Here is a 22,979-nt window from a genome sequence, read left to right on the forward strand (position 1 = left end):
AAGTGTGTAGTTATCCGCCAGAGCCGTAAAGCAATTCGCAAGCCATCCCGGTTGCTGCAGGCGCCGTCCATCGGCGAGCTTGGTAGACCGGAATAAGCGTCAGCGTTTCCGGAAAACCACGCGAGAACGCCGGAAACGCTGACGCTTATTCCGGCCTACATGCTTCACGTAAGAGGAGCACTTCGGTTAAACGCGTCGCCCGCTTGCGACAATTCCTGCTTCGATAGTGTAGCCAAGAACTCCGTCGCGTTGCTGCTTTGCTTCCGGCAACTTGTTAATATTTGCCACCTTCGAGGGTTCGGTTACGGCGCTTGACGGCTTGTGCTCGATGCCCTGTTTTATTGCTGATTTTCATATCCACGACCGAAATAGATATAAAAAAGGTGCATTCATGTCCGACATCGAAATCGCTCAAAAAGCCAAAATGCTGCCGATCATCGGTCTGGCCAACGATAGGCTGGGCATCGCTGCGGAACATCTCGACCCTTACGGGCACTACAAGGCCAAGTTGTCCTTGGACTATATCGAGGGTCTCAAAGATCGGCCCAACGGCAAGCTGATTCTCGTTACGGCGATCAGTCCGACGCCGGCGGGGGAGGGGAAAACCACCACGACCGTGGGCCTCGGCGACGCGCTGAACCGGCTGGGCAAGAAAACGATGATCTGTCTGCGGGAACCCGCTTTGGGGCCGTGTTTCGGCGTCAAGGGCGGAGCGGCCGGAGGCGGCTACGCTCAGGTCGTGCCGATGGAAGACATCAATCTCCATTTCACCGGAGATTTCCACGCCATCGGCGTCGCCCATAACCTGCTTTCGGCGATGATCGACAACCATATTCACCACGACAACCGGTTGAATCTCGATCCGCGCCAGATCAGCTGGAAACGCGTCATCGACATGAACGACCGCGCCCTGCGCGACATCGTTATCGGCTTGGGCGGAACGGCCAACGGTTTCCCGCGCGAAGACGGCTTCGACATCATTGCCGCCTCCGAGGTGATGGCCATCCTGTGCCTGTCCAGTTCGCTCAAAGAGCTGAAGGAGCGCCTCGGCAACATCCTGGTGGGATACACCCGCTTCGACAACAAGCCGGTTTTTGCCCGCGACCTCAAGGCTCACGGCGCCATGGCCGCGCTGCTGAAGGATGCGCTACGGCCGAATCTGGTCCAAACCCTGGAAAACAACCCGGTATTCGTCCACGGCGGTCCTTTCGCGAATATCGCCCACGGCTGCAACTCGGTGGTCGCCACCAAGGCAGCCTTGAAGCTCGCCGATTACGTGGTGACCGAGGCGGGCTTCGGCGCCGATCTGGGGGCGGAGAAATTCATCGACATCAAGTGTCGCAAGGCTGGCATACAACCCGATGGCGTGGTGCTGGTGGCGACCGTGCGGGCGCTCAAGTCGCATGGCGGCGTGCCGGTCAAGGAGCTGCAACAAGAAAACCTGCAAGCCCTGGAAGCCGGATTCGTCAATCTGGCGAGGCATCTCAATAACGTGCAGCAGCAATTCGGCCTGCCCTGCGTCGTCGCCATCAATCATTTCACCTCGGATACCGACGCCGAAATTGCGCTGCTCAAGCGCAAGGTCGAGGAGATGGGCTCCAAGGTCATCGTTTGCCGGCACTGGGCCGAGGGCGGAAAGGGCGCGGAAGACCTGGCGCGGGAAATCGTCCGGATGGTCGACGCCGGCCAGTCCAATTTCAGCTTCCTTTACGACGAACATGCGCCGCTGTGGGACAAGATCAAGACGATCGCCACCAAGCTGTACGGCGCGGCCGATATCACCGCGGACAGCAAGGCCCGGCAGCAGCTTCAGCGCTTGAGCGAGGAATACAGCCATTTCCCGGTGTGCATCGCCAAGACGCAGTACTCGTTCTCCAACGATCCGAACCTTAAGGGAGCGCCGTCCGGCCATGTGCTCTCCATCCGCGAGGTGCGGCCCGCCCACGGCGCCGAGTTCGTGGTGGCGGTCTGCGGCAGCATGATGACCATGCCGGGGCTGCCTAAGGTGCCGGCGGCCGAAGCCATCGACGTCGACGACAACGGCCGGATCACGGGATTGTTCTAAAGGTTTGGGAAAACGCCCACATAAAATCCCGTAAATAATGAGCGAGAGGCGAAAACCTCTCGCTTGGTTTTGGAACCGCCACCGGAGAAGACTAGAAATTTGTACGTGCCGGCGGAGCGTTTTGAAGCGAGTTAAGCGCTCTTACGTATAAACTTCTAAATGCCTCCACGCGTAAACTTTTTGTATCGCTCGGCGATTGCTTGGTTCTGAAGCATACGGTGCGAAATCGGTTTGATGCGAGTAGGCGTGTAGTGCAGTGCTAACATGGAAAACCGAAGAGAGACGATGCTTTGAATACAAGCGCCCAGACCCGAAAAATGTTTATCGTCGCCGGTGCGCGGCCCAATTTCATGAAGATCGCCCCGATCATTCGAGAGCTGCAACGGGGCTCGTATCCTTTCGAATACAAGCTCGTTCATACCGGGCAGCATTACGACAAGGAAATGAGCGATGTGTTCTTCGAGGAACTGGAGATACCGTCGCCGGACTATCACCTGGACGTGGGCAGTGGTTCCCATGCCGAGCAGACGGCGAAAGTGATGGTTCGTTTCGAGGAAATCTGCTTGAAGGACCGGCCCGATTTGGTGATGGTCGTGGGCGACGTGAATTCGACACTGGCCTGCTCGATCGTGGCCAAGAAGCTAGGGATCAAGGTGGCTCACGTGGAGGCGGGGCTCCGGAGCGGAGACATCACGATGCCGGAGGAGGTCAACCGCATCGTGACCGACTCGATATCCGATTATTTCTTCGTGACCGAAAAAAGCGGCGTAAGCCACTTGTTGGCCGAAGGCAAGCCGAAAGACAGCATCTTCTTCGTCGGTCATGTAATGATCGACAACCTGTTCCATCAGGTGGAAAAGCTGAGACAGCTCCCGCCGACGGCGTTCGAAACGACGATCTTCAAACAGCGGCATCCGTCCTATGGCGTGGTCACGCTGCACCGGCCTTCGAACGTGGATCATCCGGAAACGCTGTCTGGCATCGTCGGCGCCTTGACGGAGGTGAGCAAGAGATTGCCGCTGATATTCCCCATCCACCCCCGCACTCAGGCAAACATCGAAAAATTCGGTCTGATGATTCCCGATTCCATCATCACCACGAAGCCTCTCTCCTATATGGAGTTCTTGAACCTGTTCAAAGACGCCAAGCTGGTGCTGACGGACAGCGGCGGCATTCAAGAAGAGACCACGGCGCTCGGCATCCCCTGTATCACCTTGCGCGAGAACACGGAGCGTCCGATTACGGTGGAAGAGGGTACGAACGTGATCGTAGGTTCCGATCCGGCCCGGATCGTGGCGGAAGCGCAAAAGGTACTGAACGGAGCCAGCGCGGCTCACAAGAAACCGGAATTTTGGGACGGAAACGCGTCGGGAAGGATTTTGAAGGCGTTGGCGGATGCCATGGAGGCCAGCCGATAGAGGCAAGGCGCATGATCGGAGACAGCAGTACGCCGAATAGGCCGATAGTCTTAAGTCATCGACATTGCCTCTAGGATGAGGCAAGGAGCGGGGTAAGGAAAATAAATACCCTTACCGCCGCAAGCACATTTGGAATGCGAGGGACGCAGGATGCGCGAGGATTGGATGCGATGGCATGGACGGCGGAAAGTTGCCTTGATCACGGGCATCACCGGACAGGATGGTGCCTATCTTGCGGAGTTCTTGCTGGCCAAAGGATACATCGTCCACGGCATCAAGCGCCGTGCTTCCCTGTTCAATACCGACCGCATCGATCATCTCTATCAAGACCCGCACATCGAGGATCGCCGTTTCATTCTCCATTATGGCGATCTGACCGATGCGACCAATCTCATCCGCGTCGTCCAGCAAGTTCGGCCGGATGAAGTCTACAATCTAGCCGCACAAAGCCACGTCCAAGTTTCGTTCGAAACGCCCGAATACACGGCCGATGCCGATGCGCTCGGCACCCTTCGCTTGCTGGAGGCGATCCGCATTCTCGGCTTGCAGGGCAAAACCAGGTTCTATCAGGCGTCGACGTCGGAACTTTACGGCAAAGTCGTCGAAACGCCGCAAAAAGAAACCACGCCGTTCTATCCCCGTTCGCCCTACGCGGTGGCGAAGCTCTACGCCTATTGGATTACGGTGAACTACCGCGAGGCGTACGGTATGTACGCCTGCAACGGCATTCTGTTCAACCACGAGTCACCGCTCCGGGGCGAGACCTTCGTCTCCCGGAAGATCACCCGCGCGCTTACGCGGATCAAGCTCGGCTTGCAGGACCGGCTGTATCTCGGAAATCTCGACGCCAAGCGCGACTGGGGGCATGCCAGGGATTACGTGGAGATGCAGTGGCTCATGCTGCAGCAGGAAGAGCCCGACGATTACGTCATTGCCACGGGCATCCAATACACCGTAAGGCAGTTCGTCGAGATGGCTGCCAAGGAGCTGGGCATGACCGTCCGCTGGCAGGGTGAAGGCGTCGAGGAGCGGGGTATCGATCTTAGGACCGGCCGCTCCATCGTGGAGGTCGATCCCCGTTATTTCCGGCCCACCGAGGTCGACACGCTGCTCGGCGATCCTACCAAAGCTCGGGAGAAACTCGGGTGGGTCCCGAAGATTCCATTCGAGCGGCTGGTTGCGGAGATGGTGCGCGAAGACCTCAAGGCGGCCGAGCGCGACGCTCTTTGCCAGCGGGAAGGCTACAGGATATTCGATCATCATGAATAAATCGGCCAAAATTTTCGTTGCAGGTCATCGTGGGCTCGTCGGATCTGCCGTAGTCCGATGCTTGGAGCGCCACGGCTATCACCGTATCGTCACCCGTTCCCGTGCGGAGGTCGATCTCACCGAGAGGCCAGAGGTCGAAGCCTTGTTCGAGTCCGAGCAGCCGGAGGTCGTGATCGACGCTGCGGCGCGGGTCGGCGGCATTCATGCCAATGACACCTACCCGGCGGATTTCATACGCGACAATCTTCTGATCCAGACCCATCTGATCGACGGCGCCTGGCGCCATGGCGTGCGGAAGTTCGTTTTTCTGGGCTCTTCCTGCATCTATCCCAAATACGCGCCGCAGCCCATGAAAGAGGATTGTCTGCTCAAGGGCTCTTTAGAGCCGACCAATGAGTGGTACGCGGTGGCCAAGATCGCCGGCATCAAGCTGTGCCAGGCGTATCGCCGTCAACACGGCTTTGACGCCATTTCGCTGATGCCGACCAATCTCTACGGACCCGGCGACAACTTCGATCTGGAAAATTCCCATGTATTGCCGGCCTTGATCCGCAAATTTCACGAAGCCAAGGCGCAAGGTTCACCGTCCGTTATGGTTTGGGGAACCGGTACGCCGCGGCGGGAGTTCCTGTACGTGGACGATCTGGCGGAAGCCATCGTGTTTCTGCTGGAGCGATATTCGGATGAGCGGATCATTAACGTGGGGGTGGGCGAGGACATCAGTATTCGGGAGTTGGCGGAACTGGTGAAAGACGTAGTCGGTTTCAGGGGAGATCTGGTGTTCGACAGCAGCAAGCCGGACGGAACGCCACGCAAGCTGCTGGATGTATCCAGGCTCAAGACCTTGGGCTGGCAGGCGCGGATGCCACTCCGCGAGGGCATCGCCCGGACCTATGAGTGGTTCCGTGATTACATTGAATCGGTCGAACCGGAAAGCTCAAGGCGTTCGCTCTTTGGAATGAGAGAGTAAACCGGTTCGATAGGGATTTTTAAGTTCGGATGAATTCATCGATGTCTCGATCGGAAATTATTGCAAGAGCCGTTACTCACCTAAAAGCGCGAGTATTGAAAAGGTTCGGTCGTGATATTTTTTCGGGAATAAAGATCGAGTCGATCGGATCGTGTGAAAAACTGGGCTCGGCGCTTGGTGGTTGGGTGATACCGAGTGGAATGTTGAATGAAGATTCGATCTGTTACTGCGTTGGAGTAGGCGAGGATATGACTTTCGATTTAGCGCTTCTGGAAAGATTCCGATGCCGAGTATTCTCCTTCGACCCAACACCGAGAGCGATAGATTATGTGGCCATCACGGCGAAGGGCAAACCCGGACTATCCTTCTCGCCGGTAGGCGTATGGGATCAGGATGAAATTCTCCACTTTTATGAGCCGAAAAATCCGTTGCATGTATCCTATTCCATTTTGAATCTGCAAGGAACCGATAAATTCTTTGAGGCGCCTTGTAAAAAGCTGTGGTCGATTATGCAGGACAATGGCCATGACAGAATTGATTTACTAAAGCTGGACGTCGAAGGAGCCGAATATAGGATTTTAGATTCCATCTTTCGTGATCGGTTGAATATCGATGTTATCTGTGTTGAATTCGATGAGGTTTTTCATTCCCTCGATGAAAGGTTCAAGGACCGGATTAATGAGGCTATTAAGAAAATCGTTTTAAATGGTTACTCATTAGTCAATATCGATGGTATTTCAAACTATACGTTTGTCAGGCATCACTCGTAAACGAATTGATTTCGTTCGGTATGCCTTGAGATTCATGCCATGGAAAAGCTGAAGCTGGTTATCGTCGAACCCGTTATCCCGAAGTATAGGGTGCCGCTGTTCGAGCGGCTGGCCGCCGTTCCGGAGATTGATCTCACCGTATTAGCCGACCTGGAAACGGAGGATCAGCTCAACCAGTATGACGGGAGAATCCATCGGTTTCGCGCCGTGCATCTCGCCGAGAGAAAAGCCTGGGCTTTCTTGTTCAGGCCGGGCTTATTCGAACTCTTGCGCCGCTTGGATCCGGACGTGGTCGTCCTCAAGGGCAATCCCAGGGATTTAAGCCAGTTGTCGGCGATGCTGTATTGCCGGAAAGCCGGTATACCGTTCGGGGTCTGGTCCATGTTTTACCGGATAGGCGAGCGGCGTTGGATAACGGCGCTGCTGACCCGGTATATGGGGAGTATCGCCGACCTGTTGTTGAGCTACGGAGAACGTGGCTCCCGGGAGTTGCGGGAACTGGGCATCGCCGCGGAAAAAATAGCCGTGCTGCACAACTGCATCGACGAAGGACCGATCAAGGCGGGACGGGACCGGGTTCGGGATTCGGACCTTGCCGGCTTCAAAAGCGCCATGGGCCTGGACGAAAAACGCATACTGCTGCAAGTGGTGCGCATGACGGCCATCAAGCGCACGGACTTTCTCCTGAAGGCTTATGCCGTTCTGACGGCCCGCCGCCCGGATACGCTCCTGGTTCTTATCGGCGGAGGGCCGTTGGAAGACGAGATGCGCCGCTTGGCGGAGGATCTCGGCATTCGGGACCGGGTGCGGTTCGTCGGGCCGCTGTATGACGAGGCGGCGTTGTCCCTCTGGTACAAAAGCGCCGATGTTTTCGTGATGGCGACCTGCATCGGCTTGAGTATCCATCACGCCATGGCTTATGGAGTCCCGGTTGTCACCGACGACAATCCGCTGACCCAGACGGCGGAGTTCGAGGTTTTGCAGGACGGCATCAATGGCCTGACTTACCGGGCGGGAGACGCCGACGATTTCGTGGCGAAAGTGTCCCGGATTCTGGACGACTCGGTGTTGCGCCGCGAGCTGTCGCAGGCGGCGGTGCGAAGAGTGGAGGAAGATTACAGCATCGATCGCATGGCGGAGCGCTTTGCGTCGGCGGTCCAAAGGCTTTATGCCGGGCGGGGGCATGATATTGCGGTGAAAGTCTAGTACCGCCTATCGGTTTTGTGGATACCCTCGCGTACTCGGAATGCCTACCGGAAACCGATAGGCGACAAGGCAAGTGGCCATAGGGAATAAAAATCATGAAGATCGGATTTCTGGTCCCATCGATGTTCGCGGTCGGCAATCCGGCGAACGGCGTGGCGGCCCAGGCGAGATTTCAAGCCGAGGCGCTGGAGGCTCTCGGCCATGAGGTGGTGAGGCTCAATCCCTGGGATTGGCAAGACCCTGCCGAGTTCGACGTGGTGCAGTTCTTCATCGGCGGATTCGGGCTATACACGGTGGAGAATCTGCGGCGCTCCATGGCCAAAGGAATATTGGTGTTCGCGCCCATCATCGACTCGAACGAGCCCAACTTTCTCTACCGGCTAGCCGCCGCGGCGGGAAACCTCCATCCGAAGATCTTCAGCATTCCGGGCGAACTGCGTCGGCAGGCCTTGAACAGCGATGTCGTGATTTGCCGTTCGACTTTCGAGCGCAATCGCGTGGTCAGGGGCCTGGGCGTTTCCGCCGCCAAAGTCGAAGTGGTGTTGAACGGTACCGAGTTGGAGAATTCCGGCCAACGGCATGCCGAGGCGGTCCGCAAGCGCTTGGACCTTCCGGAAGAATACGTTTTGCACGTCAGCGCCTACACCCAGGAACGGAAGAATGTGGTTCGCCTGGCCGAGGCGGTCGGTCCTCTAGGCTATCCGCTGGTCATCGCCGGTTTCGCCCAACCGGGGCGGGAACTCGAATCCTTGCACGCGCTCGCCCGGAAGTTCCGCGACATTCGCGTGTTGGGCTTTCTGGATCGCGACAGTCTCCGAGGACTTTATACCGGCTGCCGCGTGTTCTGCCTGCCCAGCCGACACGAAGGCACCGGATTGGTCGCGCTGGAGGCGGCGGCCCATGGGGCGAATGTGGTCATCACCCGAAATGGCGGTCCTCCGGATTATTTCGGTTCGCATGCGGAATATGTCGATCCCAACAGCGTCGAGCAAATCCGCGACGCGGTGCGGACCGCCTGGGGAAAACCCAGGAACGCGCAATTTCGCGAATTTTTGTCCGCGAATCTGACCTGGGAACGTTCGGCGCAAGCCTTGGCCGGGGTGTACGGGAGATGTCTCGAAGGGAAAAAGAGCGGGATGTCGTAAAAGTCCGCACGCAGGCCGGGTGGAGCATGGCGGAACCCGGCAGAAAACAGGAATGCAGCGTGACACGGATACTGTTTGTCGATTTCGATCTTTTCGTCCCCCCCGTCACCGGGGCGCGCCAGCGCAGTGCTTTGTTGCACGAAGCGCTAACTTGCTGCGGTGAGGTGGATACTTTGGTCGTGTTTACCCAACCCCGGGATATTTCTGGCGACTTGTCCCGGATGCCGTCTTCCTATCGCCTGCTCGGAGCGCTGGAGCCACCTCCCCCCGCCGGCCAAACCGGGTTATGGCGGCATTTATCGCCCTTAAATCCCCCATTCATTCAGAAACTCGCCCATAGCTTGCGTACTAGGGAATCCTTATTCCGCGCCGACGGTAAATTGTCGGCCGTGCTGCACTCTGTCACTGGAAAGCGCCGGTACGACTTGATCGTTGCCCGATATCTAAGAAATGCCGCGGTTTCGGGAATCTTGGATTTTGCTTCGACCATCATAGACGTGGACGATTTCGATTCGGAATTACGCGAGTCGAAAAGCATGATGTCCGGTATCCCTTCCTGGAAGCGCGCGATGCTTCTGCACTATGCCGAGGCCTATAAAAAGGTCGAAACCAAATTATTGGTTAAATGCGGCGGCGTTTTCGTGACCAAAGAAACCGATTTGGAGCGGGTCCGCGGGACGAGATCGGCGCTTCTTTCCAATATTCCGTATGCGGCGGACGAATATCCCGATGAGCCTATACCGCCTGCGGCCGGCAAGACTATGGTCTTCGTGGGCGGTTTGCGCTGGACATGCAATATCGAAGCGGTCGACTTCTTTATCGACAAAGTATGGCCGGAGATACGAAGAGAGGTACCCGATGCCGTTTTCCGGATCATCGGCGCGGGACTTAGGGATATCGACCGGCAGCGCTGGAGCCGAAGCGAGGGTGTGGATGTTCGCGGGGAGGTGGAAAACATCAGGGATGTCTATCGAGATGCCGCGTTTTCGGTGGCCCCCATTTTGTCCGGTGGGGGAACCAACATCAAGATTCTGGAATCTCTTTTATATAACAGGACCTGTGTCGGAACGGCCTTCGGCATGCGCGGGTTCGAAAACACCCTCAAAAACGGAATTAGCGTCAGCATGGTGAGGAACGAGCGTGAAATGGCGGAGGCCTGTTGCCGACTGCTCAAAAATCCGACATTGGCGGCGTGGATGGCCCAAAACGGCAGGGATATCGTACGCGCCCGTTTTTCCCGGGAGGCTTTTCGGTCGGCGGTTAAGAAACTAGTGGGCGAGGTTTTAGAGGAAACGGCTCCATTTCGTTGAACCTCGTCGGGTCGTTCGTATGGCGCTATGCAGGATTCGGCATCACGGAATCCCGATTGCCCTCGATTCCGCTCCCCGAATCCGGGCAACTGCGACTGATTAAAAGGAATTATCGTCACAGCCATGAAACCGTTTTTTTCTGTGGTCATACCGGCTTTCAACCGTGCCAAGGAGATTCCGGCTTGTCTCGACTCGGTATTGGCGCAGCGCTGGCAAGATTTCGAGATTATCGTGGTGGACGACGGCTCGCGCGACGCCACAGCCCAGGTGGTGAAATCTTATAGTAACCGGGTAAGGCTCATTCGGCAGGAAAACCAGGGGCCCGGAGCGGCGAGAAATGCCGGAATTCGGGCTGCCAATGGGGATTATGTGGCATTTCTGGATAGCGATGACCTGTGGTTTCCGTATACGCTGGAAAACTATGCCGAGGTTATACGGAATTATAACTATCCCTCGTTCTTAATCGGCAGCTTCATAAGTTTTACCGACGAAACCCCGGTTTTAAGCGGCAGCCGTGAGCCTGTCAAAGCCAGATATTATCAGGATGTACTGTCGTTCTTCAGGGAAAATGGAGCGACCTGCTTTTTTACCGGAACGTTTGTGGCAAAGACCAAGGCACTGAACCGCGTTTCCGGGTTTACCGAAAAAAAAGTATTTTGCGAAGACAACGATTTGGTTCTGAGGCTGGCGGCGTCGCCGGGTTTCGTCAGGCTCGATTCCCCCCCCGCCTTGGCACTTAGTCGCCGTGCAGGGACTTTTGTCAGAGATATGGAAGAAAGTTACAAAGGAATCATGGAAATCATCGACACGGAAAAGAACGGAGCCTATCCGGGGGGAAGCCAGGGTGAAAGCGCGAGATGGGAGCTTATTCTTTTCCTGGCCAGAGCGATAAGCCGAAAATACGCGGAGAAACGGTATTTTAGGTTTGCCTGGGATATTTACCGGCGAGTGGTTTGGCGTCAGATTCGGGGCAGGCGGTGGAAATATGTCTTGGGACTGCCGATTCTGTTGTTTATCGGATTGGCCAATAGGCCGCCGGGTTAAAGTGTCTCTCGTTTCGGTCTGGCGGGGTGAAAGCCGCAGATAGGGAAAGCTGTTTTTGATGGGAAGGAAACGACAATGGAGACGCTCTTTTCGATCGTCATACCCGCCTATAACCGTACTGCGACAATCCGGGCCTGTCTCGATTCGGTGCTGACGCAACGATCTCGGGATTTCGAAGTCGTCGTGGTGGACGACGGCTCCGAGGATGATACGGTCGAGATCGTGGAAAGCTACGGCGACGAGGTTCGTCTGATCCGGCAGCGGAACCGGGGAGCGGGGGCGGCGCGCAACACGGGAATCCAGGCGGCAAACGGGGAATATATCGTCTTCTTGGATGGCGATGATGCCTGGTTTCCCTACACCCTCGGACATTACGCGGCCTGTATCGAGCGCTTCGAGCGGCCATCGCTATTGATCGGCCAACCTCTCCCATTCGTCGACGAAATACCCGTTCCGCCTGCGGACGCGCCGTTGAAGGCGATAGCTTATCCGAATCTGCAATTTTTTCTAAAGGAACATGAGCCGATGATGCACGCCACCGGAACCCTGGTGGCGAGAAAGGATGCCTTGCTGGCGGCGGGCGGTTTCGTGGAGCGCCAGGCCAATTGCGAAGATACCGATATCGTTCTGAAATTATCGACAGCGCCGGGATTCGTCTTCATACGTACGCCACCGGCTTATGCCTTTCGTAAAGCTGGTAATTCCTTGTCGACCCATATCGAAAACAATTTTAGAGGTATTACCTCGGTCATCGACCGGGAAACAAAAGGGGAATATCCCGGTGGTTTTGAAGGGAGAAAGTCGCGATGGAGGTTGATCGCATACGTGGCTCGGGCTTTTAGCGTAAAGCTCGCTCAACACGGCCGTCCGGATTTGGCTTTCGCTGTTTACCGCAAAGTTTTCAGACAGCAGCTCGTAGGGATGCGTATGAAGTATCTAATCGGTTTTCCAGTGCTGGCGGCTTATATGAAATGCAAATGGATAATGAATAACTGAGTATCCCCATTCATCGCCATGGAACAGGGATTAAGCGCCATAGCGCTGAAAGGATTCGCCTATCTCGGCAGCCAGGCGGCGGTGACCAAGCTGTCGTCCGCCATACTGCAATTCGTGCTGTCCTGGCTCCTTCGACCCGAAGACTTCGGAGTCGTCGGCCTTGCCTACACCGTCAGCGCCTTCGTGGCCCTGTTGCGCCAGTTCGGCATCCGCGAGTTTCTGGTACGGCGCAAACGGGGCGACCTGTGGCTGGAGCAAACCTTATGGTTCTCCCTCAGCCTGGGGACGATTGGCGGCGTGCTGCTGGCAGCGGCGGCTCCCCTCGCGTCCTCGTTATACGAAGAACCCCGGATCGTCGGCTTACTGCTGGTCGTCGCGCTCGTTCAGCCGGTCTCCGCGCTCAACGCCGTGCTGCAGGCGGATTTGCAGCGGCGCATGAATTTCCGGGCGTTGTCGGGACTCGGCATATTTTCGTCGGTGGTCGGCGCCATGCTATCGGTCACATTCGCGCTGACGGGATTCGAGGCCTATTCCTTCGTGCTTCCCTCGCTGATCACCGAAGTGCTTGTTTTGATCTTTCTCGTTTTGACGATCCGCCCCCGAGTCCGCTGGCATCTCAGGTGTCGCACGTGGCGATTTTTTGCCCGGACAAGTCTCACGGTAGTGGCGACCGGCTTGTGTTTTACCCTGGTCAGCCAGGGCGACTATATGCTGCTCGGCTATTTTCATGCCACCGAATTGGTCGGTATTTATTTTTTCGCCTTCAGTTTCTCGACCCAGACCTCCAAGCTTCTGTGGGGGACCGTGGCGAACATCCTTTTTCCGACGTTTAGTTCGATAAGACAGGATAAAGTGCGCCTCGGCCGGGCCTTTCACAGAACGCTGTCCGCGGTTTCCATGATCGCCGTGCCTCTCGGCATGCTGCAAACCGTGTTGGCGGGCCCCTTGGTGAGACTGTTCTTTGCGGATAAGTGGCTCGCCGCGATTCCCCTGATCCAGGTGCTGAGTTTTGCCATGGCGTGGCATGCCGTCGCCGAACCGGCGGTGCCTTTGTTGCAGTCTCTCGGACAGTTCGGGAAGCTGCTGCGGAATGCCGTTATTTGGACTGTCACCTTCCTGATGGCGGTCGGGTTCGCCGCGAAGTACGGCGATGCTGTTACGGTCGCCTTGGCCGTTGCCGCATTCTATGTAGTGGCTTCGCCCCTCTATTTATGGAACGCCGGGACAGAAATCGGATTGGGGATGAAGGATATAGCGATGTTTTATATACCTTCGGCCTTGTCCAGCGGTGTCGCCGTCATGGCTGCGAGCCTAACCGGAGCGATGACCGATATTCCGGAATGGGCGGAGATCTTTCTGATAGGCGGCGTCTTTTCCTCAACTTATCTGATTATGATCAATCTGTGCCTGCCCAGATTGTTTCGGGAGACCGTGGGCGGTTTTACACGGAGGTTATGGTTAGGTTTTAAACCTAAGTTAGGCAGGGGCGTATAGGGAAATGATCATAGCCATTTATCTCGGAATTCTCACCGCGATACTGATCGGAACTCTCAAGAATCCGGTAACTGCTTTGGTATTGGCGGCCTGTATGTTTGCCCTGGAGCAGTGGTCGCAGGCATCGAGCGTTTTTTTTGTAGAACATGGGACTCTCACCAATATGGTGGCGGGATCGCTGGTGTTGCTGGGGGTCGTCCGCGCCTTGATGCGGGGATCGATCAGGCTGGATATATACCCGAAAGTCGGGTGGTTAACCTTGCTGCTTTTCCTTTATGCCTACTGTTCGACCCTGTGGGCGCCGTCGTTCGAAACAAGCGCCGCGGCCTGGCAATCCGCATTTCCCTACATAGGCACCATCATTTTCCTGGCGCCGTTATTGGTGTGGAAAGTCAAGGATATCAGGACATTCTGCACGGGCATGATAGTGCTAGGCGCACCCCTTTGCATTCTGCTGCTATTTACCGTGCGCTGGGAACTGCGGCAGGTGATCATCGCCTCGGACGCGTATGGGGACGTTATGGGGGGGAATCCGTTGGCGGTTGCCCAAATAGCGGGTTACGTGGCTTTTCTGGCTCTGTTTTTGCGCTTCCGCAAGCGGGCGATACTATGGCATTGCGCAAGGTGGGCCATTTTGGCGATCACGATCGTGCTCATCGTTCGCTCCGGCTCCCGTGGCCAGTTGTTGGGCACCTTGGGCGTCATCACCGTATGCTGGGGCATCGCCCATCGAGTGCGAAGCTTTCCCAGGGTTTTCGCTATCCTATTCAGTCTCAGCCTAATCATGATACTGGTCAAATGGAGCTTGGACTGGTTTTGGGCGGAAGACATCCGATTCAAGCAACAGGCGCTCACCGATGCCGCCATCGGACGGCTGGAAATGGCCAGGGCCTTGGGGAGGCATTGGTTCTCCTCACCCGGAACCTTGCTGTTCGGATTGGGCAATTCGGCCAGTTATGATCCGAGAATCCTCGGAGGCTATATCCATATCGTGCCGATGGAGATTTTGGGCGAAGAGGGTATCGTGGGATTTGTTCTGTATGCCCTGATTCTCTCCGGTACCATTCGCTCGGGTTTCAGGTCTTACCGGATGGTGAGGAACGACGACCAACTCAGGAGCCTGTTTTCCTGCATCGCGGCGCTATGGTTGTTCTCGTTCTTTCTGACGTTCAAGCAGGGCAATCTGCTGGGATCGAACGAGTTTTTTCTTTATTCGATACTCCTCGCCAAATTCGAGCCCATGCTCCGCTCCGAAAGCGGAGTTGGTAAACCGCGGTAGCCCGGAGGGTGCGTAGCGGAAAGGATGCAAACAGGGATGTCATGAGGATTCTGCACGTCATTCACAGTCTCGACTTCGGTTTGGGCGGTCCGCCCGTGGTAGCGACCCACCTTGCGGCACAGCAGGCCCAGTGCGGGCACGAGGTCGGGATAATAGCCACCGAGTCGGCGCAGGATGAGGCCCGGGTCGAGGCCCTGCGGGAGCAATTACCCGGCTTCGATCAGGTAAGCCTATTCAGTTGCCCGAATCTGCCTTTGAAGGAATTCGCCGGATGGGGGCCGGGCTTGGCCCTGCTGAAAAAACTGCTGGATCGGCGGGTATTCGTTCACTTGCACGGCGTATGGGACCCCCTGATCAAATCCGCAGCGCATTGGATGCTTCGGCTGGGCGGAGCCTATGGCATTGCCCCGCACGGCATGCTGGACCCCTGGTGCCTTCGGCAAAAACGGCTCAAGAAAGAAATCGCCTTACGTTTAGGCGTAAAAGCTGTCTTGAATAATGCCGCCTTTGTTCATGTATTAACCGAGAACGAAGGCAGGCAAGTCGAGAAAATCGCCCGCAATACCCGGGTTGCGACGATTCCGAACGGGGTTGATTTGGGCGAGGTGGATAATCAAGAGACGCTCGATATTCATGACATCCTGCCGGAACTCGGGGGACATCGCTACATCCTTTTTCTCGGGCGTTTGCATCATAAAAAGGGTCTGGATTTACTGATGGCCGCCTTCCGCCGCATAGCGGAACAACACGACGCCGTCGACCTGGTGATCGCCGGCGCCGATTTCGGAGAGCGTTCGACGATAGAACGGAACGTCAGCGATCGTCCGCTGAAGCGGCGCGTTCACCTGCCGGGCCCGTTATATGGCTCCCGGAAACTTTCGGTCTTGAAAAATGCCGCATGCTTCTGTCTTCCGAGCCGCAGCGAAGGTTTCAGTGTTGCGGTGGTCGAAGCATTGGCCTGTCGAGTTCCAGTGGTGATCAGCGAACAGTGCTATTTTCCGGAAGTCGCGGGAGCCGGCGCCGGCATCGTCGTTCCGTTAAATACCGATGCGCTGATCGACGGATTGGCGGCCTTTTTGAGCGACGCCGAAAAGTGCCGGTCCGCGGGCGGCGCTGGCAGGAGGCTGGTTGAACGGCGCTATACCTGGCCGGTGGTGGCGGATAGGGCAGTTGACGCCTATGAACAATTCGGACTCGTCCGATGAGCTATCGAAGGTATTTGCTGATCATTATTAAAGGTATATGTATAGGCATCATATTCACCTCGGCATCCTGTTTTTCCAAGGAATTCAAGCTATACCACTGGCTGCTGTTCAAAAATACACCGGATCTCGATCCTTACGGGATAACTTCAATTCATCTGATAGGAGGCGACTTATGGATCAAAGGAAAGAATCTTAATTCGAAGAAGGTGGCGGACCATATTTGTTCAGTGGCCTCCGCGGCGCAGAAGAAAAACCGGATAACGGTGCTCGATGTTGAACATTGGCCTTTAACCGGGACGGACGCCGTGGTTCGCGATACACGGCAAAAGCTGCTTACTTTATTGGGAATATTTCGTAAATGCGCACCATCTCTGAAGATCGGATACTACGGAGTTCCGCCGGTCCGTGATTATTGGCGTGCCATGAAGGGGAAGCAGAGCCCGGCCTATCGAAAATGGCAGGCGGATAATGACAAATACCAGGAATTGGCAAACCGGGTGGATATCCTTTTTCCATCCCTTTATGCATTTTATGAAGACCGGAATGGATGGCTCAAATATGCGGAGGCGAACATTAAGGAGGCGCGCCGCTTGGCTAAGGGAAAGCCGATCTATGTCTTTCTTTGGCCGCAGTTTCATGAATCCAATGCCAAAATGAAAGGCAAGTTTATTCCGGGATACTACTGGCGCCTGCAATTGGAAACGGCAAAAAGATTGGCCGACGGAGCCGTGTTGTGGGGAGGATGGCAGACTAAATGGGTCGAGTCCGCGGACTGGTGGCGGGTTACCAAGGAATTTTTAGGGAAGCGACACTAGCGCTCCGGTTTTACAGGCGAGTTAGTGTGGATTTCCTGGAGGGAGAGAACTCATGGAAATGGATTCCTCGTCGCTGACACCATCCTTGGCCGATTATCGGCCGGGTCAATATGTTTGCTCCGCCGGATTCGGCAAGCGTGCCGTTTGGTACGCGCTGAATGCCGTTCTGTTCGATTCCTGGCTCTGCCCCTTTTCCTCGCCGAAAACCTTCGTGCTGAGATGTTTCGGTGCCAAGATCGGGACAGGACTGGTCATTAAGCCGAGGGTCAATATCAAATATCCCTGGAATCTCACCATCGGCGACCATGTCTGGATCGGCGAGGGAGCGGGGATCGATAACCTCGCGCCGGTGCAGATAGGATCGAACGTCTGTATTTCCCAAGGAGCCATGCTGCTGACCGGTAATCACGACTATAAGGATAGAAAGTTCGGGTTAGTGCTGGGGGAAATACATATTGATGAAGGGGTGTGGATAGGCGCACGCTGTCTAGTCTGTCCGGGGGCCAAGTGCCGGCGCAATTCGGTACTGATGGCCGGCAGCGTTTTGAGCAAGGAGGCGGAAGCCAATGGAGTATATGGCGGAAATCCGGCGAAACGGATCAGGTATCGGGTTATCCGGGGATGAAAGACGCAGGATCGTCTTTATTAACCGGTTTTTTTATCCGGATCATTCGGCCACCAGTCAAATGTTGTCCGGGCTGGTTTTCGAGCTGGCAAAGGATTACCCCGTCTGGATTATCGCCAGCCGGCAGCTTTATGAGAATCCGAAAGCGGATTTGCCGCCCCGAGAAGTGATTTCGGGGGTCGTCGTGCGGAGAGTCCGCACCTCAGGGTTCGGACGCCATCGTCTGGCCGGGCGGGCGCTGGATTACGTCACCTTTTATCTCGGGGCGGCAGCCGCCCTCGTTCGCATCACTCGTCCGGGCGATCTCATCATCGCCAAGACCGATCCTCCCCTGATTTCCGTAATGGCGGTCGCCATCGCGGCGCTGCGCGGGTGTACCGTCTTCAATTGGATTCAGGATCTATTTCCGGAGGTCGCCTTGGTGCTCAAGGTCCGGGGAATGAATTGGGGCGCTCCGGTGCTGCGGCGGCTCAGGAACTGGTCGTTGCGGCGTGCCGCGGCGAACATCGTGCTGGGCGAGCGTATGCAGGAACGCTTGCAGGCCCAGGGCGTACCTCCTTCGCGTATCCGCGTGATCGCCAACTGGGCCGACGGCGAGTCGCTAAAGCCGATTGCGCCGGAGAACAATGCGCTTCGAGCGGAATGGGGGCTTGAGGACTCGTTCGTGGTCGGATATTCGGGCAATCTAGGACGAGCTCACGAGTTCGAGACCATTCTCGACGCGATCCGACGATTGCGTAATCGGCCCAAGATACGCTTTCTATTCATCGGCGGCGGAGCGCAACGCGCCGAAATCGAGCAATTCGTGCGCGAGCGGAATCTGCCCAATGTATTGTTCCGCCCGTATCAGCCCACGGAACAGCTGGCTTACAGCCTGAGCGCCGCGGATATCCACCTGGTTTCTCTTCGACCAGGACTCGAAGGGTTGATCGTCCCCAGCAAGTTTTACGGCGTCTGCGCTGCGGGAAGGGCCACGCTTTACGTGGGTGATCCGGAGGGAGACGTCCCGCGTATCATCCGCGGCGCCGGGTGCGGTCGTACGATCGAGTCGGGCGATGGCGCGAGCCTGGCGGAGATTATTGACGAATGGTCGAAGGACCCGGATACCGTTCGCGCGATGGGCCGACAAGCCAGGTCCGCGTTCGAGCGGAGCTTCGAAAAGCGACACGCGGTGCAAGCGTGGAGCGTCATGCTCGGCTCCTTGGCACCGGATAAAGCCGAGAATCGTGCCGCCGCGTCCGACGAGGTGAGTTTGTCGAAAAGTTTAAAATCCGACCATATCGGCTTGCCGTGAATGTTCAGACAGAAACTCATCTTTCGATGGGATGTTAACAAAGCCAGCTGGCGCGTTTTCGGCATCCGGTATGGGTATCAAGATTCCCCTGTCTTGCCGGCGAATAGGTTCATGCCGTCGCCCTGTTGGGGAAACTCTGAAAAAGCCCTCTCCGTTTGGGCAATGCCGTTAAGTTAAGGATATGGCCGAAAACAACGTTCCGATTCGTGTGTCCGGTGTAGGGTGGGTTAGGCGCGCATCGCACGGAACCAGCAAACTTCCTTTGGTGGTTCCGCGCGCCGTAACCCACCGGGCAAAGCCGCGGAACCGGTGGGTTACGGCGCGCGGAGAGTCCCGCGGCCACGGAATGGTTCGTGGCAGTGCGCGCCTAACCCACCCTACCATCGTTTTCAAGTAGAACGGGATGTTATTGGCGGCCAAGTCCTAAGGCCTGTCATTCCGGCATTCCCCGCCGGCATGACGGCTTAACTGAACGGCATTGTTCCTTTGGGAGAGGGTTGGGTGAGGACATTCTGACCCAAAGCATTACGCGGATAGTTTGCTTCTTTTGCAGAGTTGATCGGAGTTTTCTTAGTGCTTCGATCGAAAAGTGATAAGAATGAATATGAATGCCGATCTGATCGATATATGAAAACGCCATATATTCGAATGAGTTAATGGGTATCAAATGCCTATTAAAAGGATAAAGAATATGGTTGCAGCGAATTCGGCGGTGCAGTCCTGGAAAACCACTCCAGGATTTTGGATAGGACTTGCCTGCTTGATCGGCCTTTTGATCCTCACGTTTTTCGAGGAAATCGAAATGTTGATCGGAACATGGATCAGTAGCGAGGAATATAGCCATGGAATCCTGATTCCTTTTATAACCGCTTTCCTCATTTGGCAGAAAAAGAATGAGATCGCCGAAATACCCTTTACCGGATCATGGGCCGGGGTCGTCGTCGTTGTTCTGGGTCTGGCGCTTTATTTCATCGGCGAGTTGGCCACGCTTTATATCGTCATTCAATATGCCTTTCTGATTGTGTTGTGCGGACTTGTTCTGGCGGTAGCAGGACGACGCGTATTTAAGGAAGTCTGGGTTGCGTTGTTCTTGCTGGCTTTCGCGATTCCGTTGCCGAATTTTTTATATCAAGGACTCTCCACGAAATTGCAGCTGATTTCGTCGCAGCTCGGCGTTTCTCTGATCCGTCTCTGCGATATCAGCGTCTACCTCGAGGGAAATGTCATCGACCTCGGCGCGTACAAGCTACAGGTCGTGGAAGCGTGCAGTGGACTTCGATACCTGTTTCCGCTCATGAGCCTGGCGTTTATCTGCGCTGTCTTCTTCAAAGCAGCGTTTTGGAAACGGGCGGTGGTGTTTCTGTCGAGCCTTCCCATCACCGTTTTTATGAACAGCCTCCGCGTAGGCGTAATAGGCATCCTCGTGGAATATTGGGGCACGTCGATGGCGGAAGGGTTTCTGCATGATTTCGAGGGCTGGATCCTTTTCGTGGCGTGTACGGGCATTCTGATCGGCGAGATTTGGCTGTTGGCGCGGATCGGCAAAGACAAGCGGCCGTTGAGGGAAGTATTCGGCGTCACATTCCCGGCGCCTCTGCCAGCGGGCAGGTCGCTTCGGGAGCGGACCTTGCCACGGGAATTTTGGGTGGTCGGGGGCGTGCTGGTGGTTGCGGCCGGTTTAGCGTTGTCCCTCGAAAAAAGGGAAGAACTGGTTCCCCCGCGGCAGACGTTCGCGGAGTTTCCGATGAGGATGGACGCCTGGCAGGGACGGCGGGAGATCATGGAGCAGCAGTATATCGACGTGCTGAAGTTCGACGATTACATCCTGGCCAATTTCGCCAAGGATGGCACGCCGGCGGTGAATTTCTATTCGGCCTATTACGCTTCGCAGCGCAAGGGAGAGTCGGTGCATTCGCCGCGTTCCTGCATACCGGGCGGCGGATGGCAGATCAAGTCTTTGGAAATGGTGTCCGTTCCCGGCATCCGGCTGTACGGCGATGAGCTCCGGGTCAATCGGGTTCTGATCCATAAGGGCACGGACAGGCAACTGGTTTATTACTGGTTTCAACAGCGCGGCCGCAACATGACGAACGAGTATCTTGTCAAGTGGTATCTGTTCTGGGACGCGCTGACGCTAAACCGTAGCGACGGCGCACTGGTACGCCTTACGACTTATGTGCCGGAGGGCGAGAAGCTGGCGGAGGCAGAGGATCGCCTCGTCAGTTTTCTCGCCTTGCTGATACCGCGATTGGATCGGTACATCGCGAACTGAACGCCAGGATCGCATGCGCCGGCAAAACGGCAATCGTATCGATGCCCATCCCGTGATCTCCCCGGAACGGGAATTCGGCGAAAAGCGGAATACTAGGGGAACGAGAGGCTACGGCAAGTTGCCGTCGATATCACTGCAACGGATGTGTGGGGCTGCCTCGGTTTATGGTTCATTTCTTCGTCTTTCTCACCGCTTTGTTCGTCGCGATGGTTTTGGTCGCGGTATTCATGCGGCTGGCGCCTCGTCTGAGGTTTGTCGATGTGCCGGACGGACGCAAGATTCACAGCACCGCTATCCCTCGGATCGGCGGAATCGGCATGGTCTTGGGCGCTGTCGCGTCCGTTTTGGCCTGGATCGACTTGAGCCGAAGTACCGAGATGGTTCTTTTCGGCATCGGTGTGATCACTGCCTTCGGCCTGTGGGACGATCGCGTCGACCTCGATTACCGGATCAAGTTCGGCGGACAGTTATTGGCGATTGCAGTGGTGGTTTGGCTCGGCGGCGTGGTTATCGAAAGGTTGCCCGGGCTCGAGAGCGGAGAAATTCCGCGGTTTGTTTCCTACCCCTTGACCGTTTTTTTTCTCCTCGGGACCACCAACGCCACCAACCTGTCGGACGGCCTCGACGGGCTCGCCGCCGGCTTGAGTCTCCTAAGCCTCGCCTGCATCGCTTCCTTGGCCGATCTCGCGGAAGGCGACGAGCTGGTTTTTACAAGCCTGGCCATTATCGGCGCAACGCTGGGCTTTCTCCGTTACAACACCCATCCGGCCATGGTATTCATGGGCGATACCGGCAGTCAGTTCCTCGGGTTTAGCCTGGGCGTGCTGGCGCTGATGCTGACCGAGCAAGTGAATACGGCGCTGACACCAGGACTCGCGCTGCCCATTCTCGGACTGCCCATCATCGATACCTTGATGGTTATGGGGCAACGGATCGCCGAAGGCCGATCCCCGTTCAAACCGGACAAGAATCATTTCCACCATAAGCTTCTGGCCTTAGGGTTCGATCAGTACGAGGCGGTACTGATCATTTACGCCATACAATCTTTGTTCGTGGCGTCGGCCTATCTGCTTCGCTACGAGTCGTACTGGGTGATAGCGAGTTTTTATCTGGCTTTGAGCGCGGTGATCGTCCTGTTTTATCCGCTCGCCCGAATGCTTAACTGGCGGCTGCATAGCGGCATGCATCCCCGCGGTCCTTCGCCTGTAACGGCTTTTCTCAAGCGTGCGCGCGACCGGGCAAGGCTGGATCAAACCCCGAATCAGGTGCTCAGCCTGCTGATCACCGGATTTCTGGTGATGGGAAGCGTGGCGGCCAAGGAGCTGGCTCCCGATATCAGTTACTTCGTAGTCGCAAGCTTCGCGGCTTGGCTGCTCTTCCGTTTACTTCGACTGCCGGCGGTCAAATGGGTCGAGCGGTTCGTGATTTATTCCTGCGTCATCTTGGTGATTTATTCGATTGAACTCTCCGGTGTAATGGAGCGGCCCTTATGGCAAGCCGGGCTGAAATACTTTTTCCTGATCTTGGCGGCCGCTATTGCCGTGGGCGTGCGTTTCTCCGAACGCTATTATTTTTCCGTCACCCCGTCCGACTATCTGCTTGTGTTCATCCTGCTGGCGGCGGCCAACCTGCCGGTCTTCGGCGACGTGAACTACGCCAAGCTGGCGATCCAGTCGGCGGTGGTGCTTTACGGCGTGGAGTTTGTATTGCGAAGGCGAAGTGCCGCCAGCCGGGCCATATCGACCGGGGCCATGGTGGCCTTCGTGATCGTTGGGATCAAGACGCTTTAGGAGCAGGGTGGG

Annotated in this window: 18 protein-coding genes; all 18 read left to right on the forward strand. The window is 56.2% G+C overall.

Annotated elements, in window-relative coordinates:
* Positions 1-391 precede the first annotated feature (391 nt).
* The 18 genes from VEB01_RS18355 to VEB01_RS18440 all read left to right on the forward strand — a co-directional run bounded on the left by VEB01_RS18355 (position 392) and on the right by VEB01_RS18440 (position 22,967).
* Positions 392-2,065 (forward strand): formate--tetrahydrofolate ligase, encoded by a 1,674-nt coding sequence (locus VEB01_RS18355; RefSeq protein ID WP_324877979.1) that lies wholly within the window; start codon positions 392-394, stop codon positions 2,063-2,065.
* Positions 2,066-2,355: 290 nt separating this feature from the next.
* Positions 2,356-3,483, forward strand: a complete 1,128-nt coding sequence (gene wecB / locus VEB01_RS18360; protein WP_324877981.1) for a non-hydrolyzing UDP-N-acetylglucosamine 2-epimerase — start codon at positions 2,356-2,358, stop codon at positions 3,481-3,483.
* A 165-nt stretch (positions 3,484-3,648) separates the two neighbouring features.
* Entirely contained in the window at positions 3,649-4,752 is a 1,104-nt protein-coding gene (gene gmd, locus VEB01_RS18365) for a GDP-mannose 4,6-dehydratase (protein WP_324877983.1), read from the forward strand.
* Positions 4,745-5,722, forward strand: a complete 978-nt coding sequence (gene fcl / locus VEB01_RS18370) for a GDP-L-fucose synthase (RefSeq protein ID WP_324877985.1) — start codon at positions 4,745-4,747, stop codon at positions 5,720-5,722. The genes gmd and fcl overlap by 8 nt, the downstream gene beginning before the upstream one ends.
* 41 nt (positions 5,723-5,763) lie before the next feature.
* Positions 5,764-6,492: an FkbM family methyltransferase gene (locus VEB01_RS18375; protein WP_324877987.1), complete on the forward strand. Its 729-nt coding sequence runs from the start codon at positions 5,764-5,766 to the stop codon at positions 6,490-6,492.
* A 39-nt stretch (positions 6,493-6,531) separates the two neighbouring features.
* Positions 6,532-7,698, forward strand: coding sequence for a glycosyltransferase family 4 protein (locus tag VEB01_RS18380; protein WP_324877989.1), 1,167 nt, complete (start codon positions 6,532-6,534; stop codon positions 7,696-7,698).
* A gap of 95 nt (positions 7,699-7,793) precedes the next feature.
* Positions 7,794-8,843 carry a glycosyltransferase gene (locus VEB01_RS18385; protein WP_324877991.1) on the forward strand — a complete coding sequence of 350 codons (1,050 nt, stop codon included), beginning with the start codon at positions 7,794-7,796 and terminating at the stop codon, positions 8,841-8,843.
* A complete protein-coding gene (locus VEB01_RS18390) occupies positions 8,810-10,153 on the forward strand; it encodes a glycosyltransferase (RefSeq protein WP_324877993.1) in 1,344 nt (447 codons plus the stop codon). Before VEB01_RS18385 ends, VEB01_RS18390 begins: the two co-directional genes overlap by 34 nt.
* A 123-nt stretch (positions 10,154-10,276) precedes the next feature.
* Positions 10,277-11,197, forward strand: a complete 921-nt coding sequence (locus tag VEB01_RS18395; RefSeq protein ID WP_324877995.1) for a glycosyltransferase family 2 protein — start codon at positions 10,277-10,279, stop codon at positions 11,195-11,197.
* Positions 11,198-11,272: 75 nt separating this feature from the next.
* Complete coding sequence (locus VEB01_RS18400) at positions 11,273-12,193, forward strand: glycosyltransferase family 2 protein (RefSeq protein ID WP_324877997.1); 921 nt, start codon at positions 11,273-11,275, stop codon at positions 12,191-12,193.
* 18 nt (positions 12,194-12,211) lie between these two features.
* Complete coding sequence (locus VEB01_RS18405) at positions 12,212-13,687, forward strand: oligosaccharide flippase family protein (RefSeq protein WP_324877999.1); 1,476 nt, start codon at positions 12,212-12,214, stop codon at positions 13,685-13,687.
* A gap of 4 nt (positions 13,688-13,691) precedes the next feature.
* Complete coding sequence (locus VEB01_RS18410; RefSeq protein ID WP_324878001.1) at positions 13,692-14,966, forward strand: O-antigen ligase family protein; 1,275 nt, start codon at positions 13,692-13,694, stop codon at positions 14,964-14,966.
* Positions 14,967-15,007: 41 nt separating this feature from the next.
* Positions 15,008-16,171 (forward strand): glycosyltransferase, encoded by a 1,164-nt coding sequence (locus tag VEB01_RS18415; RefSeq protein WP_324878003.1) that lies wholly within the window; start codon positions 15,008-15,010, stop codon positions 16,169-16,171.
* A complete protein-coding gene (locus VEB01_RS18420; RefSeq protein ID WP_324878004.1) occupies positions 16,168-16,986 on the forward strand; it encodes a hypothetical protein in 819 nt (272 codons plus the stop codon). The genes VEB01_RS18415 and VEB01_RS18420 overlap by 4 nt, the downstream gene beginning before the upstream one ends.
* A gap of 52 nt (positions 16,987-17,038) precedes the next feature.
* Complete coding sequence (locus VEB01_RS18425; RefSeq protein WP_324878006.1) at positions 17,039-17,611, forward strand: WcaF family extracellular polysaccharide biosynthesis acetyltransferase; 573 nt, start codon at positions 17,039-17,041, stop codon at positions 17,609-17,611.
* A complete protein-coding gene (locus VEB01_RS18430) occupies positions 17,553-18,905 on the forward strand; it encodes a glycosyltransferase family 4 protein (protein ID WP_324878007.1) in 1,353 nt (450 codons plus the stop codon). The genes VEB01_RS18425 and VEB01_RS18430 overlap by 59 nt, the downstream gene beginning before the upstream one ends.
* A gap of 691 nt (positions 18,906-19,596) precedes the next feature.
* Positions 19,597-21,177 carry a VPLPA-CTERM-specific exosortase XrtD gene (gene xrtD, locus VEB01_RS18435; RefSeq protein WP_324878009.1) on the forward strand — a complete coding sequence of 527 codons (1,581 nt, stop codon included), beginning with the start codon at positions 19,597-19,599 and terminating at the stop codon, positions 21,175-21,177.
* Between the two features lie 164 nt (positions 21,178-21,341).
* Entirely contained in the window at positions 21,342-22,967 is a 1,626-nt protein-coding gene (locus tag VEB01_RS18440) for a glycosyltransferase family 4 protein (protein WP_324878011.1), read from the forward strand.
* Positions 22,968-22,979: the final 12 nt, after the last annotated feature.

It is taken from the genome of Methylocaldum sp. (assembly GCF_035627495.1).
GTDB lineage: Bacteria > Pseudomonadota > Gammaproteobacteria > Methylococcales > Methylococcaceae > Methylocaldum.